This window comes from Kiritimatiellia bacterium (assembly GCA_018001225.1).
Taxonomy (GTDB): Bacteria; Verrucomicrobiota; Kiritimatiellia; order CAIQIC01; family JAGNIJ01; genus JAGNIJ01.
On sequence record JAGNIJ010000009.1, the window covers coordinates 85,170 to 107,377 of the forward strand.

Below are 22,208 nucleotides of genomic sequence, written 5' to 3' on the forward strand. Positions count from 1 at the left end.
AGCTACAGAGCGGAATGGTTCGACTATGAGCATCGCGAAGGATACGCCGAACACCCTGGCCGCCCTCGTGCATTGCGCCTGCCACGAGCAGGCCGCCGGCGGGCCGTTCGATCCTCTGCGCCTGCGCAAGGACTTTCCTATCCTGACCCTGACCGTGCACAAGGACAAGACGCTGGCGTACCTCGACAACGCGGCGACGACCCAGAAGCCGGCCTCCGTCGTGTGCGTCCTGTGCGAGTACTACCAGGCCTGCAACGCCAACGTGCACCGCTCGCTGCACTACCTGGCCGAGCAGGCGACGCAGCGGTTCGAGGAGGCCCGGAAGAAAATCCAGCGTTTCATCGGCGCGCCGAGCGAGCGGTCGGTCATCTTCACGCGCGGCACGACGGAGGGCATCAACCTGGTGGCCCAGGCGTGGGGCCGTCGGAACCTGAAGTCCGGCGACGAGATCGTGCTGACGGGGATGGAACACCACAGCAACCTGGTGCCTTGGCAGCTCGTGGCCCGGGAGACGGGTGCGAAGCTGAAGTTCGTGCCCGTCCTCGACGACGGCACGCTGGACCTCGGGGAGTACGAGCGGCTCTTGAAGGGCCGGGTGAAACTCGCCGCCTTCACGCATATCTCCAACGTGCTGGGCACGGTCAACCCGGTGAAACAGATGACCGCGATGGCGCACGCCGCCGGGGCGTTGGTTCTGGTGGACGCCGCGCAGAGCGTGCCCAACCGGCCGGTCAGCGTGGCGGACATCGATTGCGATTTCCTGGCGTTTTCCGGGCACAAGATGCTCGGTCCGACCGGCATCGGCGTGCTGTACGGCCGGCTTGAAATCCTCGAAAGCATGGAGCCGTTCCTGGCGGGCGGCGAGATGATCAACCGGGTGACGCTGGAGGAGTCCACGTGGGCCGACCTGCCGCAGAAGTTCGAGGCGGGCACGCCGCACGTCAGCGGGGCGATCGGGCTGGGCGTGGCGGTGGATTACCTGCAGCGGGTCGGCATGGACACCATCCGCGCCTACGACGAGCAATTGGCGCGGGCGCTGATTTCGCGATTGGAGGCCGTGTCCGGCGTGCGGGTTTTCGGCCGCGCGCCCGAGCGGGGCGGGGCGGTGTCGTTCGAGGTCGAGGGCGTGCACCCGCACGACCTGGCGCAGTTCTGCGACAAGGACGGCATCGCGATCCGGGCCGGGCATCTCTGCGCCCAGCCGCTGATGCGGCGGCTCGGTGTGCCCGCCGTCAGCCGGGCCAGCGTGTACTTTTATAATCTCGAGGAAGAGCTGGATCGCCTGGTCCAGGCCATCCGAAAGGCGAAGGCGTTCTTCCATGGAACTTGACGAACTCTACCAGGACATCCTCCTGGACCATTTCAAGCATCCCCGGAACTACGGGCCGCTGCCGGATGCCGAGGTGCTCGTGGACGAGCTCAATCCAACCTGCGGCGACCATATCCGGCTGGCCGCGCGACTGGAGAGCGGGCGCGTGGCGGAGGTCCGGTTCGACGGCAAGGGCTGCGCCATCAGCCTGGCCTCGGCGTCCATGATGAGCGAGTTGATGCGCGGCCTGACGCCGCAGGAGGCCCGGGCGCGCGCCGCGGATTTCGTGGCGTTCATGCGGGGGGAGAAAGAACTGGACGAAGAATCGCTGGGCGACCTGGCCGCCCTGGCCGGGGTGCGCCAGTTCCCCCTGCGCATCAAGTGCGCGACCATGAGCTGGCATGCCCTGGAGAAGGCGCTGGGGAAGCTCCGGGCTTGATCGCGACCCATTTCCGCCGACAGAGCGGCGGAACTACAGGGCCGTCTTTTCCTGAAAAATAGCTGTAGCTCCGGCGCTCTGGCGCCGGAGGATCCCGGGGTGTTGCACTTGATTGAATAAACCGCTCCCCCCCTCCGTCTCACTGTGTGGAACGAAACAGAAGGAGGCGGCCATGAAGACGATGCGGATTTTGGCGGTGCTGGCGGTCGCGGCGGCGGGGGTGCTGCCGCAGCGGGCGGAGGCGATCAACAAGGAATGGTCCGCCGTCCTGGGGTTCCTGGGCGGATACATGGTGGCCAACGGCGGGCTCGATGGATCGCGGTCGTGCTACGTGGAACGGCCGGTGTATGTCGAGCGGCCCGTCTACCCGGTGTACGTCGAGCGGCCGGTGTATGTCGAGCCGGCGCCGGTGATCATCGAGGAGCCGGCGGGCTACTACGAATGGCGCCCGCAGCGGGTCTGGGTCCAGGGCTGCTGGGTGTACTCCGTGGATAACTGGGGCGCCCGGCGGCGGGTATGGCAGCCGGGTTACTACCGGACGCACCAGGCGAGGGTCTGGGTGCCCGCGCCCCGCGTGGTGCGGCGGCATCATCCGCGCTGGTAAAACAGGGATGGTGGCCGTCGCGCTCCCGCGCGACGGCCACCCGCGTGCGGAGCGCGCGGGCCACCGTTCATTTCTTCCAGAACCCGGGCAGCAGCATCACGAGGACCGTATAGAGTTCCAGGCGGCCCAGCAGCATGCAGACGATGAGCACCGCCTGCCCGGCGGGCGGGATGGTGGCGTAGGTGCTCATCGGGCCCACCAGACCCAGGCCCGGGCCGATGTTGCCCAGGGTGGCGGCGACGGAGGAGGCTGCGGTCTGGAAGTCCGGCGTGAAGAAGCACATGACGGCCGTGCCGACCAGGAACAGCATGACGAAGATGGTCACGAAGGCCGTGATGCTGGAGACCACTTCCGGCTCCAGCCGCTCCTCGCCCAACCGGACGCGCAGCACGGCCTGGGGCTGCATGAACAGGCGGATCTCCCGCCCGATGGCTTTCAGCAGGACGAACAGCCGGACCACCTTGATCCCGCCACCCGTGGACCCCGAGCATCCGCCGACGAACATCAGAAGCACCAGCGCGAACTTCAGGATGACCGGCCATTGCTCGAAATCGGCCGTCGTGAACCCGGTGGTGGTCATGATCGATGTCACCTGGAAGAACCCGAGCCGCAGGGCATGGAGCGCGCCCATGTCCAGGCGCGCGTGCAGGATGAGCGAAACGAACAACGCGGCGCCCGCCCAGAGCGTCAGGTAGAAGCGGAACTCCGGGTCCCGGAAATACGAGCCGACTTTCCCGCGCAGCGCCCGGTAATGGAGGGCGAAGTTGACGGCCGCCAGGAACATGAACACCGTGATCACGGCCTCGATGTACGGGCTGCGGTAGGCCGCGATGCTCGCGGTGCGCGTGGAGAATCCTCCCGTGGCCATGGTGGCGAAGCTGTGACACACCGCGTCGAACCAGGTCATTCCGCCGAGGCGCAGCAGCACGGCTTCGACGACGGTGAAGAGGACATACACGCCCCAGAGCCACTTGGCCGTGGTCGTGATGCGCGGCGTCAGGCGGTCCTTGGAAGGGCCCGGCATCTCCGCGCGGAAGATCTGCATGCCCCCGACGCCCAGGAAGGGCAGGATCGCGATGCAAAGGACCAGCACGCCCATGCCGCCGAAGAAATGGGTCATGGCTCGCCAGAAGAGAATGCCGCGGGGCAGGCCTTCCAGCACCTCGATAACCGAGGCCCCGGTTGTGGTATAGCCGGACATGGCCTCGAAGAACGCGGAGATGGGGTGGGGGATGATCCCGGAAAGCACGAAGGGCGCGGCGCTGAAAACGGAGGCGAACAACCAGCCCAGGGTCACGATCCCGAACCCGTCGCGCCGGGTCAGCTCCGTGTCGCCGCGGGTGGCCATTTTCAAGATCAAGCCGAAGAGCAGCGTACCCAGGCAGGAAAAGCCCAGGGCCAGTTGGGCCAGCGGGGGATCCCCGGCATAGAGAGAGACACCCCATGCGGCGGCCATGCCGCCCGCGATCACGAGCAGCATGTGCGACACGAGATGAAAAACGACCCGGAAATTCATCCGCTATTTCTTCCAGAAGCTGGGGAAGAATAGCGCGAGGAGGGTGTAGAACTCAAGCCGTCCCAGCAGCATGCACAAGATCAGCACGATTTTGCCCCCTGACGGTATGGCGGCGTAGTTCTGCATCGGGCCCACGAGGCCCAGTCCGGGCCCGACACCGCCCATGGTGGCGATGACGGAGGAGATGGCGGCCAGCAAGTCCTTCGTGAAATGGGTCATGATGACCGAGGCCACGGCCAGGGCCATCAGGTAGAGCACGATGTAGCCCAGGATGGTGGAGACAATTTCATCGTCCACCGGTTCCCGGTTTACCTTGATCTGCACCACGGCTTGCGGGTGCATGAAAAGCCGGATGCGGCGCGCTATTTTCTTGAAGGCCACGAGGATGCGCATGTGCTTGATGCCGCCGCCCGTCGAACCCACGCAGCCGCCGACCAGCATGGCCAGGAGCAATACCAGCTTCGAGGTGGCGGGCCACTGGTCGAAGTCGGCTGTCGCGAAGCCGGTGGTGGTGGCCAGGGAGGTGAAGGAAAACACGCTGTTGCGCAGCGCCGTGCCGAAGGAGGGGTACATCGTGCGCCACGTGTTGAGCGTCACGACCAGGCACCCGACCAGCCAGAACCCCATGAAGAACCTGAACTCGGAATCGCGGTACGCCCCCCGCAGGTCGCCGCGCAGCGCCCGGTAGTGAAGCGCATAGTTCGCGGCACCGATCAGCATGAAGACGATGATGACGATTTCGATATAGAGGCTGTTGTATGCGGCGATGCTGGCCGTGCGCGTAGAGAAGCCGCCCGTGGCGAGCGTGGCGAATGAGTGGCAGACCGAATCGAACCAGGGCATGCCGCCCAGGCGCAGGAGAACGATTTCTACCACGGTGATCAGCACGTACACACCCCACAACAGCTTGGCGGTGCTTGCGATGCGCGGGGTCAGGCGGTCCTTCGACGGTCCGGCCACCTCGGCCCGGAAGAGCTGCATGCCGCCCCCGCCGAGGATCGGCAGGATGGCGACGCAGAGAACCAGGATGCCCATGCCGCCGAGGAAGTGGGTTGTGGCGCGCCACAGCAGGATGCCCTTGGGGAGCGGTTCGAGCGTGGCCAGCACAGACGCCCCGGTCGTGCTGAAACCGGAAATGGTCTCGAAGAGGGCGGAAACCGGTTCGCGGATGACTCCGGAGAAGAGGTACGGCAGCGCACCGAAGGCCATGGCCGCGATCCAGCCGAGTGTGCCGACGCCGATACCGTCCCGCCACGAGAGATCGACCGGCCCGCGCGTGACGAGATGCCCGACGACGGCCACGACGAGGGTAATGGCCGCGCCCAGGCCCAGGGCGGAAGGGGCGGGGGCGGGATCGTCGAAATACAGTGAAACGCCCCAGCAGGCCGCCATGCTGGCCCCGATCATGAGCAGCAGGTACGTGATCAGGTGAAATACCGCGCGACCGTTCATGGGCGATCCGGTTATTTCCTGAACAGCGAGGCCAGTTTGTTGACGGCCTCCGGCGGGGAGAACAGCACCAGCCGGTCGCCCGCCGCGAGCAACAGGTCGCCGGTGATGCTCAGGACCTTGTCGTCCCGCAGGCCGGCGGCGAGGGTGACGCCCGCGGGGAGGGAAAGGTCCTTGACGGCCTTGCCGACCCACTTGCCGCGCGGGGAGAGCACGACCTCCAGCAATTCGCCCGGCAGCTTGTGGAACAGGGCGGCGGCCTTGACGTGCTTGCCGCGAACGAAATGCAGGATGGCGTTGATCATTGAAAGGGGCGGGCTGACCACGTGGTCGAGCAGGCTCAAGCTGTCGATGATCGGCACGTATTCCGGCTTGTTGACCTGCGCGAGCGTGAAGCGGGCCCCGAGCTTGGCGGCGAGCAGGCAGCCGATGATGTTGCTTTCGTCGTCAGGGGTGGCGGCTACAAAGGCGGTGTTCTGGCCGAGGCCGGCCTCGGTCTGGGTTTCGTCGTTCATCGGGTCGCCGCGGATGACCAGGGTGCGGCCGAGGATGCCGGAGCAGTATTCCGTACGCTCCTCGTCGGGCTCGATCAGGACCACCTGCATGGGGGTCTTTTCCAACAATTGGGCGAGGCGGACGCCGACATCGCCGCCGCCCGCGATGACCACCTTTTGGAAACTGGAATGCTCCGGCCAAGCCCACTCCAGGAATGCGTTCACGTCGTCGGGCGGGCCGACGAAATAGATCTCGTCGCCGACCATGAACTGCGAATCGCCGCGCGGGACGAGTAATTCGTCCCCGCGCTTGCCGGCGATGAAACGGATGGTCTGGAGCAATTCCGGTTTCGGGAACGCCTTCAGGGGTTCCCGGATGAGCGGGCTGTCCATGTGCACCCGGATTCCGGCCGATAGCACTCGGTCTTCGAGCAAGTCCACCGCCTCCAGCGTGCCGGGCATCCGGAGGACATTAAACAACTCGCAGGCGCACTCATCTTTCTGGCTGACGACCAGGTCGATGCCCAGTTTATGCAGGTCGTATCCTTCGGGGGGGCGCAGGTAATCCAGATTCGAGACCCGGGCGACCTTGTGAGGCACGCCGGCCAGATGGGCCATGACACAGGCCAGAAGATTCACCTCGTCGCGGTCTGTCACGGCCACCAGCAGGTCGGCCTTTCGAATCTCGGCTTTCTCCAAGATGGCCGGACTCGCACCCGAGCCGCGGACCGTCATAATATCCAGGTAGGACTGTACTTCCGTCAGAGGCTCCTGCCGATTGTCCACCAGCACGACATCGTGCTTTTCATCGCACAGCTTCTCCGCAAGATTCCGCCCGGCATTGCCTGACCCAACAATGAGAACCCTCATGAGAGCCGCCTTTCCAGCGGACCGATCTGCGATATATCTGCTTCACAGACAATGTTTTGAGACATATTGTCAGCCGCGTTCGGTTGCCCTGACGCACCTGAAATTGGAGTCTGAAGTCTAGTTCGGGCCGCCCGTAAATCAAGTTTATTCCGGCCCGTCCAGCCAGACCCGAAGAAAATAGGTGTCAGTTTCGGGCGTGTTTGTGAAGCATGTAGTGTAACCACTTGAAGATAATTGTGTTGCAGATTGCCATTCTGATTGAAACGGGTCGGTCGTCCATTCCAGGTTGTAGGCGGCTCCGTGTGTGCTGGACCAGGTGATCACGGGTTGGCCGCCTTCGGAAACGGCCGCTCCGACGAATTCCACGGATTCCGGATGGCATTCCAGCATGCCCGCGTCATAACCGGCCCCGTAAACGGATTCATCCTCCACATCGATCCCGAGGATCGACTCCAGGCTGGCCAGCAAGTTCATCGCGGCCTGGGGGGTGTCCGCGACATCGACGGCGGGGCTGTTCAAGTAGAGGTGGAAATCGCCCGCGGCTTCGTCCGCCACGGTGTCCCTATCCGGCGAGGCATCCCGGCCATGGTCTTCCCAGGGGGTCAGGTCCCGGATTTCCGCCGTGTTGGTGTAGAGGTTGTGCCGCCAGGATTCGGCTTCGCTGTCCCACCGGTGGTAATGCCGCATGGCCGCGGCGCCCTCGCCCCTGACCTGGTACACGTTGAAGTCCGCCCGCAGGCGGGTCATCTCGTTGCTGGGGGCGCGGATGGAGAGGCCGGAATCCGCGTAGATGCTGCTGTTGGTCTGGTGGACCAGAAGCAAGTTGTTGAAGGCGACGCTGTTCGAGTTCAGATCCGGCATGGCGGAGAGCTGTCCGTCCAGCGAAAGGCCGTGAGGCTGGCCGGCGGACACGTTGTTGAACAGGGCCATGTCGCGGCTGTGGGCGATAAAGAACCCGGCGTAGCCGTTCCGGTAGGCGGCATTCCGGTAATACACCACGGCATAGTGGTCCGTGGTCGGGCTGCGGACGATATCCGTGTAGGTTCCAAACCCGGCGAACCGGCCCCGGCTGTTGTCCCACCAGTTGATCTGGCTGACGGGGAAGGTCCAGCCCGGGTTGTCCCGGAAGGTGTTCCGCATGACCAGGATCCGGCTGCTCGCGCCGCCGCTGGCCCAAACCTTGAACCCCGCGCAGTCCGCCGCCCCGAACGCGCAGCGCTCGAACAGGTTGCCGAGGATCAGGCTGTCCGACTCCTCGCCGTAGGCCAGGACCAGGCCGTTCTGCTGGACGTCGTGGACGTGGTTGCCCTCGAAAAGCAGGCGGTGCGGATCGGTGATCAGCAGGCCGATCCCCTGGTCGATGCGCGACGCGAACCCGAGATGATGAAACGTGTTGCTCCGGATCAGCAGCGTCGAGATGCCCACCCGGGCCGTCACCCCGGTGTCGAACAGGGTCAGGATCGCCGGGCTGTCGCACGGCCCGATGTCCGAACTCTGGAGGGTGAGGTTGCTGACGATTCCCAGCGCGGCGTTGGCGTACAGGCGGAAGGCGATCGGCACGTCACGGATCGTCAGGCGGTCGAATACGAGCCCGCGGCTGTCGCCGTCCCAGTTCTGGATCCAGAATGCGCCTTCGTTGCCGGTGTAGCCGCCCTCGAGGTTGGTGAGGTCCTGGAGGACCAGGTCCTCGACGCGGATGTGCGACCGGTGCTGGAGATTGAACCCGATACCGCGCCGCGCGATTTCGAGGTCCAGGTTGGTCGGGTGGCTGTTGTTCGGCGGCCAGAGGTAGAGCCGGTTCGTGGTGCCGATCCGGACGATGCTCCACTCGCCGGTCCGGTCGAGGCACTGCGGCGGGCCTTCGACGTAGTACTTGGTGTTGGAGCCCAGCGTGTAGAGCGTGGTCGAGGCGAAGCGCACGTAGCCCGAGGCGGCCCCGTGCTGCGTGATGGTCCGCCGGTACGTGTCGTGGGCCTGCTGGTGGTCGGTGGCGACCACGACGGCGCCGGTGAGGAAGGAATTGGTGAACCCGTTGATCCAGCCCAGGTGGCCGGTCTGGACGTCCGGGTAGGCGCCCGCCGGATCGGTCGTCGCGTCCCAGAGCCGGTCCGTGGACCCGGCGTCGGCCTGCCACCAGTTCTCGTGGTATTTCCAGTCCGTGGTCACGGTCCAGTCCGGCTCGCGCGCCCTGGGCAGCGCCATGCGGTTGGTCCCGTCCACCCAGGTGATCCGGGAGGGCAGATTGGTCCAGCCCGTCAGGGCCGTGTAGTAGATGTTGCTGGGCGCGACGCTGGCCGGAAGGCGGATGGTGTTGTTGGTCAACCGGACCCAGGTCAGGGTCCGGGACGAGACGGCGCCGGAGAGGATCGCGCGGGCCCCGTTGGACGTTTCGCCGCGGAAGATGATGGGGGACGCCTCCGTGCCGCTGTTGGTCGGCCCGACGGTTTCGCGGTAGGTGCCGGGCGCGATATGGACAATCCGGCCGGGCACGGCACTGGTGGCGGCGCGCTGGATCGTGCGCCAGGCCTGGGTCGGGGTCAGCCCGGAGGCGCTGTCCGATCCCGCCGCGGCATCCACGTAGCGGTGCGTCTGGGCCCGGGCCGAAAGCGCCAGAGCGGCCAGGAGCGTTATGGCGCCGGATCGCATCAGTTCCAGCGTACCCGTTTCCGCGCGGCCTGTAAAAACAAGCCGGCGACCGACATGCCGGCGGCCCGCGCCCGCCCTGAAGCATTCCACACTTTGCAAGGTGTGAAAGGTTGAAAACGGGAGACCGGGTAAAAAAGGGAGCGATGGGAAGGGGGGCCAGACACTTCTTTACGCGGCGGAAGGGCGGCGCTACTCTGCCCCTTTCAAACCAGACGGGGGGAATCGCCTATGAAATGCCTGCTGGCCGGCATCGCGCTCGCATGGGGTGGAATCGCGGCCGCCGCGGAGGAGCCCGGCGCTCCGGAGGACGCCCCGCAGGTGGCCGTCGAGGCCCTGCGGCAGCTCTCGGCCGAGGTCCAGGAAATCCTGGCCCGCGAGAACGTCCAGTCGATGTTCGATCGCACCGCGCGCCTCAAGGATCTGGGCCTGTCCTACCAGCCCGACCTGCTCGCTCCCGGCCGGCCGGACCCGTCGTGGGCCCGCTGCCAGCTCCAGCAGTTCGCGGGCCTCAAACTGTTCGACGTCGTCTATGCCATCGCCTTCCAGAAGCGGCAGGAAACCGCCGACGCCATGCAGTGCCTCGACGAAATCGTCACCGCCCTGGACCTGCGCTCGCACGCCGACTTCAGCGGCCGCTCGTACGCGATCCTGAAGAAGGCCGCGGAGGATCCCGGGGCGATCGACGTCCGGCAGACGCTGAACGAGCTGGCCGACAGCCTGGTGGCCGAAATCCCCGTCGCCCTGTCGAGCCCGGTCACGGCGCACTTCCTGATGGACTCGCTCTACGGGTTCTCCATCGAGGCCGCCCATGTCATGGGCTACTTCCAGCGCCACGACGCCACCGGGAAGCTGCGCGCGCAACTCTACGACGAGCCCGCGCGACCCGGCCGCGAGCCGTGGATGCAAATGGTCCTGCGCGCCTTCGCCGCCTTCGAGCGGCAGGCCGCCGCGCTGGGCATCGACTGCGACGCGCCGGGCAAGCTGGACGTCGTGCGCAGCATCGCCCAGGTGGTGGAGGACGAGCAGGCCGGCCGGATCCCGGAGGAGAACCGCGCCGCCATCTGGGACGAGATCGGGGAGCAGATTGCCGCGATGCGCCGGTCCATCCTGCGCGCTGGTGTCGGGAACTGACCTCCGCGGGGCCGCGCCATGATCGCCGAACCCGTCCTTAACGGGCTGCTGCACTTCTTCGCGCTGGCCGCCGCGCCGCTGCGCGGCGGCGCCCGCGAGGCCGCCCGCCGCCGGACGCTGGATTACCTCAACAATCACGTCGGGCTCGCGGACGCGGGCGTGTACATCGGGCTCTACCAGGACTTGACCGAGCTGCACGAGGGCGCGGACGAGGCCGCGCTACTCCGCGCCGCGGAGGAGATCGTCGCCCCGCTGAAACCGCGATTGCGCGGCGCCGAGCGGATGGCGGCGGTCCTCCATATCCTGGACCTGGCCGGGGCGGTGGCGCCGCATTCCGAATGGCCCGCCCGGCTCGCCCGGCAGCTGGGCCGGGACCTGGACCTGGACGCGGAGACCGGCCGCATCCAGGAGTTCCTCGCCCATCCGCCCGGCCCCGGCGGGCGATGGATGGGGGACGGCGAGTTTCACGGCCGGCTCGCGGTCCTGGCGCTGGGCGTCGAGCGGCTGATCCTCGTGCAGCCCTCCGGGAACGAGCCGGTCTGGCTGGAGGGGCATCCGCTGGAGGCGGGCCGGGGCTGGCTCCTGCATCCCGGCCAGGTCCTGCGCGACCGGTGGGGCAGCGAACGGTCCCACGCGGCCGTCGCCGCGGCCGTTCGCGGGGATGCCGCCGCGGGCCCGGTCCTGGATTTCCGCGGCGCGAACCTGTCCTACCGGTTCCCGGACGGCCGCTACGGCCTTCACGATTTTTCCTTCGCCGAGCGGAGCGGCCGGCTCGTGGGCATCATGGGCGCCAGCGGCGCGGGCAAGTCCACCCTGCTGAACATCCTCAACGGCACGCTGCGCCCCGGCACGGGAGAGGTCCGGCTCAACGGGCGCGATATTCACGCGGGGCCGGGCGCCGCCGAGGGGGTGATCGGGTTCGTGCCGCAGGACGACCTGCTGTTCGAGGACCTGACCGTCTTCGAGAACCTCGACTATGCCGCCCGGCTCTGCCTGGCCCACCTGGACGAGGCGGAGCGGACGGCCCGCGTCCGGTCCCTGCTGACCGAGCTCGGCCAGGCGGACATCGCGGGGCTCAAGGTCGGCTCCCCGCTGCAGCAGGCCATCAGCGGCGGCCAGCGCAAGCGGCTGAACATCGCCCTCGAACTGATCCGCGAGCCGACCGTGCTGTTCGTGGACGAGCCTACGTCGGGCCTTTCCTCCGCCGATTCCGCGACGGTGATGAGCCTGCTCAAGGAACAGGCCGCGCGGGACAAGCTGGTGTTCGTGGTGATCCACCAGCCCTCCTCGAAGCTATTCCGCCTCTTCGACGCGCTGTGGATTCTCGACCTGGGAGGCTGGCCCGTCTTCACCGGCACGCCCGTCGAGGCCGTGGCCTATTTCCGGGATCGCGGGAATCTGCCGGGCGCCTGGGAATCCATCTGCCCGGGCTGCGGCAGCGTGAACCCCGAGCAGATTTTCGACATCCTCGAGGCCCGGACCGTCGATCACGCCGGGCAGTCCACCCGCCGGCGCCGGGTCTCGCCGGAGCAGTGGAACGAGCGATACCGCGAGGTCGAGGCGGAGCGCGCCCGGCCGCCGCCGCCCGCGGACCTCCCTCCGCCGGTCCCCAGCCTGCGGCGGCCCGGCCGGCTGGGCCAGTTGGCGGTCTTCTTCCGGCGCAACGTCCGGGCGCGCCTGGCCAATGCCGCCTATCGGTTGGTCACCCTCCTCGAGCCGCCGGTCCTCGGGCTGCTGACGGGCCTGGTCTCGCGCGGCGCGTTCGGCGGGGGCGCCTCGTTCCACGAGAACAACAACGTGCACGTGTTCTTCTTCATGAGCGTCATCGTCGCGGTGTTTCTCGGTTTGAGCGTCAGCGCCGAGGAGATCTGCCGCGACGCGCGCATCCTGCGGCGCGAGCGCTTCCTTCACTTGAGCTGGTGGAGCTACATCGAGTCCAAGACCCTCTACCTGGCCCTCGTGGCGGCCCTCCAGATGGCCCTCTTCGTCCTCGTCGCCTTCCCGCTCGTCGGGATCCCCGGCCTGCTGTTCCGGGGCTGGGCGGCGCTCTTCCTGTGCGCGTTCTGCTCCGGGCTGCTGGGCCTGAACATCTCCGCGTCCTTCCGCTCGGCCGTGACGATCTACATCCTCATCCCGCTGCTCATCGTGCCCCAGATGCTGCTCGGCGGCGTGGTGATCCCGTACGACGATCTCCTCGCGCCGCGGTCGCGAGCGCGGGAGGTCCCGTGGTACGCCAACCTCATGCCGCCGCGCTGGGGCTACGAGGCGCTCGTCGTGGAGCAGTACCTGCGCAATGCCTACATGCGCCCCCTGGCGGAGGCGGACGCGCGGCTGCGCCTGGCCGAGTTCGACCTGGACCACTACCTGCCGGAGCTGGTGGGACTCCTCCAGTCGATCCCCTTGCTGCGGGAGGAGGGGCGGACCGATGCGCTGGCCGCGCGGCAGCGCATCCTGACGAACGAGCTGGCCCGCCTGGAACAGCGCATGGACCGGCCGGCCGGCGCGGGCGGATCCGACCTGTTCGACGACGCGGGGCGGGCCCGGGCGGAGGAGTACCTGGCGGCCTGCCGGCAAACCGTGTTCGAACAGCGCCGGGCCGCCGCCGCGGACAAGCGGGCGATCCTGGACCGGCTGGAAGCGGAGCTCGGCGCGGAAGGCCTGGAGCGGCTCAAGCGGCGGAACACGAGCCGTTCCATCGAGAAGCAGGCCCTCAACCTGCAGGATTTCCGACCCCTCGGCGAGGCGGAGGACGGGTTGTATGTACGGACCCTGCCCGTGTACCGGGTTCCGGAGTCGCGCTGGGGCGGCGCGCATTTCCTGGCCGGCTGCAAGCGGTGGGGCGGCGGGCTCTGGCCGACCTACGCCTTCAACCTCGCCGCCCTCGCGGCGCTGTCCGCGGCCCTGTTCGGCCTGCTGGGAATCCGGGCGCTGCCCCGCCTGCTCCGGAACCGCTGACGCGCCGCGCTACTTCTGGGGCGCGCGCACCTCTTCCTTGAGGCGCTTCAGGTGGCCGCGGCCGAGCGCCTTGACCTCGCACCCGAGCTCGAAGTAGCGGCGGATCTGGTCGTCGGACAGGATGCCGAAGCAATCCACCACGGCCAGCGGGCCGCCGACCCACTTCACCACGTCGTCGGGATTCAGCTTGAGGTAGGGCGAGTGCCGGACGGCGAGGATCAGCGCATCGACGTCGTGGCAGGCCGCGGGCAGGTCCTTCTGCACCCGGATGTTCTTGAGGTCCTCCTGGTTGCGGAAGAAGCGACCCCAGGAGTGGCCGGGCGCCGGGTAGGTGTCCTGGCTCTCCAACTCGTACCAGTGATCCACGTACGGGTCGTGGCAGTTCATCTCCGCGCCCATCTCCGCGAGGCGGCGCATGATGATCTCCGAGCCGCTGTACCGCGTGTCGCCGACGTCCTCGCGGTAGCTCGCGCCGCAGACGAGGACGCTCGAGCCGGCGATGTAGCGGCCCATGTTCCGCAGCGCGTCGCGGGCGAGCTCCGCCACGTGCAGGGCGCGGGTGTCGTTGATGTCGATCGCGCTCGTGGTGATCTTGAAGATGTCGTCCTCGAAGCCCAGCAGGTGGCGGTAGGCCCAGTAGCCGAGGCCGCCGTCCTTGGGCAGGCAGTAGCCGCCGATGCCGGGGCCGGGGAAGATGATGTTGTTGTGCGTCGGCCGGACCTTGATGGCCTTGATCACCTTCGTCAGGTCCACGCCGTTGCGCTCGGCGAACACGCTCCACTCGTCGAGGAACGCGAGGATCGTCGCGCGGTAGGAGTTCTCGACGATCTTCGTCGTTTCCGACTCGATCGGCCGGTCCATGACCGTCAGGGGAAAGTCCTTGGTGTTGAGCACCTCGTGCAGGAACTTCTCCACGCGCTGCCGGGCCTCCGGGTTGCAGCCCGCGCACACGCGCCAGAAGTCGCGGATCGAGCTGATGTAATTCTTGCCCGGCATGACGCGCTCGAAGCTGTGGGCCAGGACGGGCTCCTCCTGGAGTCCCCGCGCGCGGAAGGCCTTCTTCAGGATGGGCCAGGCGACGAATTCCGTGGTGCCGGGGGCGACCGTGGTTTCGATGAGGACCATGCAGTGCGGCTGGATCTTCTGGCCGATGACCTTCATGGTCGCCTCCAGCGCGGCCATGTCCGCCTCGCCGGTGCGGAGGTTGCCGAGGTCGTGCTTGCTGTAATCGCACTGGACGTCCACGACGACGCAGTCCGCGAGGGCCAGGCAATCGCTGTTGTACGTGGCCACGAAGGTCTTCTTCTCGTGCACGCAGCGCGCGATCATGGGGGCGACCTCGGGGTCCTCCGCCTTCACCGGCGACTCGCCGCGGGCGAGGAGGGGGATCTTCCAGAAGCTGCGGGGGCTCGGTCGCTGGCAGCCGATGACGAACTTGTTCGGCTTGCCGGTTTTCCGGTCCGTCGAGTCCGCGACGATCGCGGCCATGACCGCGCCGACGAACCCGAGGCCCATGACCACGACGACTTCCTGCCCGCGGGCCCGCGCCTCCTTGGCCAGGCCCTCGAGCCGCTGGAGCTCCGCGGCATAGTCGGATTTCTGCGGGAGCGGGAACTTTTCGCCGCTGGGACTGACGGAATACTCGGCCATGGGAGCCTCCGGGTTAGCTCGGGGCGCGCCGGCCCCGTTATGGTGCCCATGCTAGGGAGGCCCGGCGTCGGCGTCAATGCGAATTGCCTCGGCGGCCCGGGCGATCAGGACTGATTCATAAAGGAGCGTAACCCGTTCCAACCATGGAAGAACAAGGCCCGCGCACAGCAGGGCATGCGTCGGCCTCGAGGGCGAGGCCGCGCTACGCGGACGCCGCGGATGCGGCACTCGGCGTAGCCCGCGACCGCCCCCGGTCGCGGGGCCGGTTGTCTCCGCGGATTCCGGACCCCCGCGTTTCGCGAGGGGAGTCCCCTCGAGAAAAATCGCATTCCCTTCACGGATCGAGGGTTCACCGTTCTCATGAATCAGTCCTGCCGGGCGATTGTCATGAATAGCCGGGCCGCGGGCCCGTCCAACCTGCAGGGGAAAGGAGCGGCGCCCCTACAGGAGTGAGGCCTTGCGCCGAAGCCCATATCTTGCTTGCACGCGGACTTCATCCGTGTTTGACTTCAATTCACGACCATCGGGGAACTTGTGGCGTGACGCGGTGGAGGCGGCCATGGTGAAACCGGCGGAACAACGGGTGGATATCGGGGAGCGGCGCACCCAGGCGGGCTGCGGGGTGCCCCCGTCTTCCGTGAAGGGGGCGGTGGTCGTGTTCTTCGTGGCGGCGCTGCTGCTCAACGGTCACCATATCTACAGCGAGGCCACGCGCCGGCCGTACGGCTTCTGGTGGGACGTCTGGGTCCAGGCCTCCAAGCCGTTGGACTACCTTTCCTCGGTGACGCGGCTGTCCGCGCCCCGCATCTGGATCGAGAACACGTTCGGCCAATCGGAGGATACCCCGTGAAGACTAACATCCTGCGGCTGACGATCGCGTGCGCCCTGTCAGTGGTGTCCGGCCTGCCGGCCGGAGCCCAGGGCACACCCCAGCGGGTGTTGATCGTGGGCGACTCGATGATGCAGATCCCGGCCCACTCGCTGGAGCTGGCGTTGTCGCGGAAGCCCGAGGTCCAGACGAAGGCGTTCACCCGGATCGGCTCCGGCCTGGCCCGGCTGGACGTGTTCGACTGGCTGGCCCAGATGCGGACCCTCGTGGACGAGTTCAAGCCGGACACGGCGCTGGTCTTCCTCGGGGCCAACGACCACCAGGCGATGAAGACCGGCGAGGCCGTGATCCAGCCGGGCGACGCGGCCTGGGAGGCCGAGTATGCCCGCCGCGTGGGCGAGGCCATGGACCTGCTGGGCGCGGGCAAGGGCACCCGGGTCCTCTGGCTCCAGCTCCCGGACATGAAGGAGGACAAGAACCGGGAGGATGCCGACCTGATGAACCGGATCTTCTCGGCCGAGGCCGCCAAGCGGGGCGTGACCTTCTTCGAGACGCGCCCGGTGTTGAGCCGCACCCCGGGTAAGTTCGCGCCCTACGTCATCCAGGCCAACGGGATGCCGCTCCGCGTCCGGAGCTCGGACAACATCCACTTGAGCCGCGAGGGCGCCGACCTGCTGGCGGCCGCCGTGATCGATTTCCTGTGGAAAGCGACTCCGACTCCATGAGCCCGCGGGCGAAGGCAAGGCAAGCATCGGCGTGGAAGGGCGGCGGGGGAGGATGCTCCCCGCGCCGGGAGGCGCGGGCGGCATGATATTCCCCACCACCGATTTTGCCCTCTTTTTCCTGATCGTCTTCTTCGTCAGCTGGGCGCTGATCCGGCGGTACACGGGGCCGTGGAAGGTGTTCATGCTGGCCGCGAGCTGGTTCTTCTACGGCTACTGGGACTGGCGGTTCATCGCCCTGCTGGCGGGCTCCAGCGTTTTCAACCACGTCATGGCGCTGGGCATGCACCGCGGCAAGAACCCGCACGTGCGCCGCCTGCTGCTGACGCTCGCCGTCGCGTTCAACGTGTCGAGCATCGGGTTTTTCAAGTACTCGCGGTTCCTCGCGGAGCAGGTCGTGGCGGTCTGCGGCTGGCTGAAGTTCGACCTGGACGCCTGGTTCCCGGTCCTGGATTACCTGGGCCAGGTGATCCTGCCCGTCGGCATCTCGTTCTTCACGTTCCAGGCGATGAGCTACGTGATCGACGTCTACCGGCGCGTGATGCCCCCGGCGGACAGCTTCCTGGATTTCGCGCTGTACCTCGCCTTCTTCCCGCAACTGGTCGCCGGCCCGATCGTCCGCGCCCGCGACCTCGTGCCGCAGATCAGCAAGCCCTGCCCGCCGCCGACCATCGATACCGCGCGCGCGGCGTGCCTGATCCTCGGCGGCCTGTTCAAGAAGATCGTCGTGGCCAATTTCCTGTCGCAGCAAATCGTGGACCCGGTGTTCGCCCGGCCCGACCTGTACGGGGCCCTGGACACCCTGATCGGCGTCTACGGCTACGCGATCCAGATCTACTGCGACTTCTCGGCCTATTCCGACATCGCCATCGGGCTGGGCATCCTGCTGGGATTCCAGATCAACCTGAACTTCAACGCCCCGTACCTGGCCGGGTCCATCCAGGAATTCTGGCGGCGCTGGCACATTTCCCTGTCCACCTTCCTTCGCGATTACCTGTTCATCCCGCTGGGCGGCTCGCGCGGCTCGGAAGCGAAGACCTACCGCAACCTCCTGATCACCTTCCTGCTGGGCGGCCTGTGGCACGGCGCGGGCTGGACGTTTATCGCGTGGGGCGCGCTGCACGGCGTGTACTTGAGCGTGGAGCGGTTCTTCCGGCGCGCGATGGAGCGGCAGGGCTGGTCCGGGGAGGGCCTGTTCGCGCTCTGGCTCAAGCGTCTGGCCGTGTGGCACCTGGTGTGCCTCTCGTGGCTGTTCTTCCGCGGCGAGACGTTCGAGCACGCCCTGACCATGCTGCGGGCGATGAAGCTGTGGGGGACGGCCTCGACGCTTGTCACCGGCCCGGTGCTGCTGGCCATCGTGGTGGGATACGGGATGCAGTGGTTTGACGGGGACCGGGCGCAGCGGCTGTGGAACGCGTTCGGGCGGTTGCCCGCGGCGGTCCAGGGCCTCGTGACGGCCGCGATCCTGACGGTGATCCTGGCGCTGGGGCCGAAGGGCGTGGCGCCGTTTATCTACTTCCAATTCTAACGGTCTCAAAAAAAGTGCCTGACCGATACGAAAAGAGCCGCCGTCTTGCCGCGGCCCTGCTGGGTTTGTTCCTGGCGGGCGCCGCGGCCGCCCAGGACACGGCGCCGGAGGCCGTCCCGGCCGGCGAACCGGAAACCGCCGTCACTCCGGCGGTTCCGTCCCTCGAAAGCGTACTGTCCGAGCCCCTTCCGGCCGCGGTCGAGGAGGTCGTCGAGGCCGTGGAGGCGGTCCCGACCCCTGAATTGCCCGCCCTCGAGCGCGCGCTGCCCGAGGTGCTCCCGGCCGCCGCGGCCGAAGCCGTCGAGGCGGTTCCGACGCCCGATTTGCCGGCCCTGGAACGCGTGCTGCCCGAGGCCCTCCCGCCCGTCGAGGCCGCCGCGGCCGAGGCGATCCGGGCCCCGGCGGCCGCCGATCTACTGCCGGTGGCCGCGCCGGTCAGGCCGGGCGCCGCCGAGCTGGAGCGGTCCACGCCCCGCGCCCGGATGTACGAGGCGATGTTGAATTCGCAGGACGGCCGGTACGACGAGGCGATCCCGAAACTGGAGTCCGTCATCGCCGACGACCCCACGCTGATCGACGCCTGGGAGACCCTCGTATGGGACTACTGGCTTTCCGGCCGCCCGGACGATGCCCGCCGGCTGGCGAAGGAGTTCATGGACATCGCCCCGGACGAGCCGGTGGCCTACAACATCTCGGCCCAGTTCGCCTCCCGCGACGGCAACCTGGACGAGGCGGAGCGGCTCTACCGGCGCAGCCTGGCGATGAATCCCGACCAGTACGAGACCCGGTTCGCCTTCGCGAGCATCCTGCTCTGGAACGGCAAGTTCGACGAGGCGATGAAGGAGCTGAACGACCTGTACCGGCTGGACCCGGACCGCCTGGACGTGGAACTGCAGCTGGCCCGCGCCCTGACCGCCTTCGAGGAGTACGAGGAGGCGCTCGAGCACTGGAACCGCATCAACGAGCTGGTGCCGGATTACCCCGAGTACATGATGGCCCGCGCGGAGGTGCTGGTGCTGATCGGCTCGCTGAAGGAGGCCCAGTACGAGTGCGAGCGGGTCCTGGAGATCGAGCCGGACAACCTGGCCGCCCTGAACCTGCTGACGGACATCGCCATGCGGGAGCGCAAGAACGACGAGGTGGTGAGGGCCATGAAGCGGGTCCGCGACCTCGCCGACAGCGACGAGGCCAAGGCGCTGATCGAGCGGCGGCTGGCGTACTTCATGAAGGCCGAGCACGACCGGGACAAGAACACCTTCACGATGAAGCAGGTCGTCCAGGCCGGGCAGGACGCCTACCGCCGCGATCCGGGCGACATCAACGGCCACCTCTTCTACGCGGAAATGATGACGCTGGACAAAGACTACGGCCGCGCCGAGGAGCACTTCCGGATGGTGCTGGAGGAGAAGAATCCGCACAGCGACCGCGCGCTGTTCGGCCTTTTCCAGTGTTACCTGGGCCGCCTGCTGCTCGACGACGCGGAGAAGCAGCTCCGGGCCAACCTGCGGGACCTCAACCCGCGTGACCCCTACCGGCACCTGATGTGGGCGCAGCTTTATTTCGCGCGCGGCCGGTTCCGGGACGCCATGGAGTCGCTGAACCGGCTCGAGCAGGAGGGCGCCCAGGGCGCCGTGTTCACGCTGCAATACAACCGGCTCTCCTCGAGCGAATGGACGCCGTATCCCTCCGTGCGCCAGTTCCGCGACCACCTGATGACCCTCAAGCGCGCGAACTTCAAGTTCCTCACGCCCGAGCAATTCCCGGCGTACTTCGAAAGCCGGACCCGGCCCGAGCGGGTCCAGCGGCGGCCCATCCTGTACCGGTTCTTCCGATCGATCCGGAACGCGTGGACGGGGGAAAAGGACGTGTCGCCCCCGATGCTCTACGACTACGTTCCCGACCGGGTGGCCTGCGTCACCTTCGACGACGGTCTGCGTTCGACCTTCCGCTGGGCGACGCCGCTGGCCGAGGACCTCCGGGTGCCGATGTCGGTGTTTGTCTCGGTGGGGCACATCTTGAGCAACGACATCCGGTCGGCCACGTTCCCGGAACTGCGCGCGCACCGCGACACCGGGTTCTGGGAGATCAACAGCCACCTGGTGTTCGCCAGCATCGCGTCCCCGACCAACCGCGGGAGCCGGCTTGTGCACCAGCTCCCGAACCTGCTCTGGGTGGAGGCGAAAGACCGGCAGGAGACCCTGCGCGAGTACTATGCCCGGCTCCGCTACGAGTTCCAGGCCAGCCGGCAGATGTTGGTGCAGGCCCTCGGCGGCGACACCAACCAGGTCACGAGCGTGGCCTATCCCCACGGGGACATCGGGCAGGCGACCTACTGCAACATCGATCTCTTCAACGTGTCCGAGGCGATCCTGAACGAGGCCGAGATCCATTACCGACAGGGCTTCCTCCAGAGCCGGTACGGCTACTCGATGAAGCTCGACCACCAGATGATGCTCCAGCGCTGGGAGCCGGACCGGCACGCCAGCGGGCAGGACGTGCTGCGGCAGGCGTTCAAGACGCACCCCGTGTTCATCGCCCGCCGGACCCGGGCCGAGATGGCCGCGCTGCAGGGCGAGATGCACCTGGCCCTCGAGATGGTCAAGCTGCTCAAGCGCGACGGCTACCCGGACAAGGACCTGCAGGAGCTCAACGCCTACGTGCGGCGGCACCTGGCGCGCCTCGTGCCCGTCCCCGAGGCGGTGAAGGACGAGACCGGCGTCGAGACCGAGCGGTTCATCGAGATCCGCCACCCGTACCTCGGCGTCGAGGGCTACTCCACCAAGGCCAACGTGATGATCGACGAGTGGCACGTCGCGCTGAAGGGCGGGTTCAACGTCAATCCCCGGCTGACCCTCGAGGGGCGGATCGGGTACGGCGAGATCGACCAGACGGTCACCTCGAACTTCTGGACCCAGGTCACCCGGACCAACACGACGACCCGGCGGGACGTCACGACCACGATCGAAAACGGCACCAACACGGTGACGGACGAGACGATCACCACCATCTCGGAGTCGCTGGTCGGCACCAACATCATCACGTCGACGAACTTCAACTCCAGCGAGACGATGATCGGCCTGGCCTCGTCCTACATCTTCCCCAACGGCTCGGTCGGCACGCTGGACCTCCGGCAGCGGAGCTTCGACGGCGACCTGGCGGGCGAATCCGTGCTGACCTACTCCCTGGAATACCTGTGGCGGCCGGTCCTCCCGCTCGACATGTCCATCCGGTACGAGCACGGGATGGTGCCGTCCGCCCGCGCGATCGTGGAGTACGACGGCGGCGGCCTCGGCGCGATCTGGCGGGCCAAGGACGAGTGGAACGCGACCGGGACGGCGGTGTACTGGTCCCTGGAGGATGACAACTCGCTGCTGCGCCTGATGCTGGAGAATTTCTGGCGGATCTCGGAGCGCTACGACATCTGGCTGGGCCTGCACGATTCGCTGATCACCGCCGACATGGCGAGCGACCTCTACTGGACCCCGTACTGGGAACAGCGGCACTACCTGATCGTCCGGCTGCGCCGCACGTATCCGAAGTATTTCGGCATGGTGCGCGTGAACGTCGGCGTGGTGAAGTCCAAGGGGCGGCCGGAGGAATGGGATATCTACAACGAGCGGGCCGCGCGGGCCGAGGGGCAGGGCTGGTACCCGGGCGATACGCCCGACCAGGGCTGGGACCGCCTGATCGGGTTCAGCGCCAGCCTCCGCCGGGAATGGGCCAACGGCTGGGAGATCGAGGGCGAGGCCTCGGTCAACGCCCTGCGGGAGCAGACCGAACGCAGCCTGTCGGGCAGCCTGATTTACCGGTTCTAGTGTCATGTTCCAGAAATACATGGGCACAGAGACCGCCCCCTGCCGGCTTGTCCGGCAGGAGCGGGAGGTTGGCGAACGCCGCGCCAGGCGCGGCGTTCCCCCGCCTTGTTCACCGGCGGGACAAGCCCGCCGGGGTTGAGGAAGGAGCAGCATGAGACACAACGCGATTCTGGGCGGGTGGGTGCTGGCGGCGGGGCTCGCGCTCCCGGGGGTGGGCCGGGCGGCGGACGCGCCCCGGCGCGTCCTGATCC

At 67.3% G+C, this 22,208-nt stretch carries 14 protein-coding genes; 9 read left to right on the top strand and 5 right to left on the bottom strand.

Annotated elements, in window-relative coordinates:
- The first annotated feature begins 25 nt into the window (after positions 1 to 25).
- The 3 genes from KA248_04920 to KA248_04930 all read left to right on the top strand — a co-directional run bounded on the left by KA248_04920 (position 26) and on the right by KA248_04930 (position 2,352).
- Positions 26 to 1,330 carry a cysteine desulfurase gene (locus tag KA248_04920; GenBank protein MBP7829242.1) on the top strand — a complete coding sequence of 435 codons (1,305 nt, stop codon included), beginning with the start codon at positions 26 to 28 and terminating at the stop codon, positions 1,328 to 1,330.
- Positions 1,320 to 1,748, top strand: a complete 429-nt coding sequence (locus tag KA248_04925; GenBank protein MBP7829243.1) for an SUF system NifU family Fe-S cluster assembly protein — start codon at positions 1,320 to 1,322, stop codon at positions 1,746 to 1,748. The genes KA248_04920 and KA248_04925 overlap by 11 nt, the downstream gene beginning before the upstream one ends.
- A gap of 172 nt (positions 1,749 to 1,920) precedes the next feature.
- Positions 1,921 to 2,352, top strand: a complete 432-nt coding sequence (locus tag KA248_04930; GenBank protein ID MBP7829244.1) for a hypothetical protein — start codon at positions 1,921 to 1,923, stop codon at positions 2,350 to 2,352.
- Between the two features lie 67 nt (positions 2,353 to 2,419).
- Here the strand turns inward: KA248_04930 and KA248_04935 are convergent, their stop codons facing one another.
- From KA248_04935 to KA248_04950, 4 genes are all read right to left on the bottom strand, one after another.
- Positions 2,420 to 3,868: a TrkH family potassium uptake protein gene (locus tag KA248_04935; protein MBP7829245.1), complete on the bottom strand. Its 1,449-nt coding sequence runs from the start codon at positions 3,866 to 3,868 to the stop codon at positions 2,420 to 2,422.
- Positions 3,869 to 3,871: 3 nt separating this feature from the next.
- Complete coding sequence (locus KA248_04940) at positions 3,872 to 5,320, bottom strand: TrkH family potassium uptake protein (GenBank protein MBP7829246.1); 1,449 nt, start codon at positions 5,318 to 5,320, stop codon at positions 3,872 to 3,874.
- An 11-nt stretch (positions 5,321 to 5,331) separates the two neighbouring features.
- Positions 5,332 to 6,681 (bottom strand): Trk system potassium transporter TrkA, encoded by a 1,350-nt coding sequence (gene trkA / locus KA248_04945; GenBank protein ID MBP7829247.1) that lies wholly within the window; start codon positions 6,679 to 6,681, stop codon positions 5,332 to 5,334.
- Positions 6,682 to 6,825: 144 nt separating this feature from the next.
- On the bottom strand, positions 6,826 to 9,327 hold the full coding sequence (locus tag KA248_04950; protein MBP7829248.1) for a right-handed parallel beta-helix repeat-containing protein: 2,502 nt from the start codon (positions 9,325 to 9,327) through the stop codon (positions 6,826 to 6,828).
- Between the two features lie 228 nt (positions 9,328 to 9,555).
- Here KA248_04950 and KA248_04955 point away from each other — a divergent pair, with 228 nt between their 5' ends.
- Together KA248_04955 and KA248_04960 are read left to right on the top strand one after the other, a co-directional pair.
- Positions 9,556 to 10,458: a hypothetical protein gene (locus tag KA248_04955; GenBank protein ID MBP7829249.1), complete on the top strand. Its 903-nt coding sequence runs from the start codon at positions 9,556 to 9,558 to the stop codon at positions 10,456 to 10,458.
- Positions 10,459 to 10,476: 18 nt separating this feature from the next.
- Entirely contained in the window at positions 10,477 to 13,413 is a 2,937-nt protein-coding gene (locus KA248_04960) for an ATP-binding cassette domain-containing protein (GenBank protein MBP7829250.1), read from the top strand.
- Positions 13,414 to 13,422: 9 nt separating this feature from the next.
- Here KA248_04960 and KA248_04965 read toward each other — a convergent pair whose 3' ends face one another.
- On the bottom strand, positions 13,423 to 15,063 hold the full coding sequence (locus tag KA248_04965) for a GDP-mannose dehydrogenase (protein MBP7829251.1): 1,641 nt from the start codon (positions 15,061 to 15,063) through the stop codon (positions 13,423 to 13,425).
- A 559-nt stretch (positions 15,064 to 15,622) separates the two neighbouring features.
- Between KA248_04965 and KA248_04970 the strand changes: the two genes are divergently transcribed.
- From KA248_04970 to KA248_04985, 4 genes are all read left to right on the top strand, one after another.
- Positions 15,623 to 15,913, top strand: coding sequence for a hypothetical protein (locus tag KA248_04970; protein MBP7829252.1), 291 nt, complete (start codon positions 15,623 to 15,625; stop codon positions 15,911 to 15,913).
- Positions 15,910 to 16,617, top strand: a complete 708-nt coding sequence (locus KA248_04975; GenBank protein ID MBP7829253.1) for a DUF459 domain-containing protein — start codon at positions 15,910 to 15,912, stop codon at positions 16,615 to 16,617. The genes KA248_04970 and KA248_04975 overlap by 4 nt, the downstream gene beginning before the upstream one ends.
- A gap of 82 nt (positions 16,618 to 16,699) precedes the next feature.
- Positions 16,700 to 18,142, top strand: a complete 1,443-nt coding sequence (locus tag KA248_04980) for an MBOAT family protein (protein ID MBP7829254.1) — start codon at positions 16,700 to 16,702, stop codon at positions 18,140 to 18,142.
- Between the two features lie 14 nt (positions 18,143 to 18,156).
- Entirely contained in the window at positions 18,157 to 21,957 is a 3,801-nt protein-coding gene (locus KA248_04985) for a tetratricopeptide repeat protein (GenBank protein MBP7829255.1), read from the top strand.
- Positions 21,958 to 22,208 lie beyond the last annotated feature (251 nt).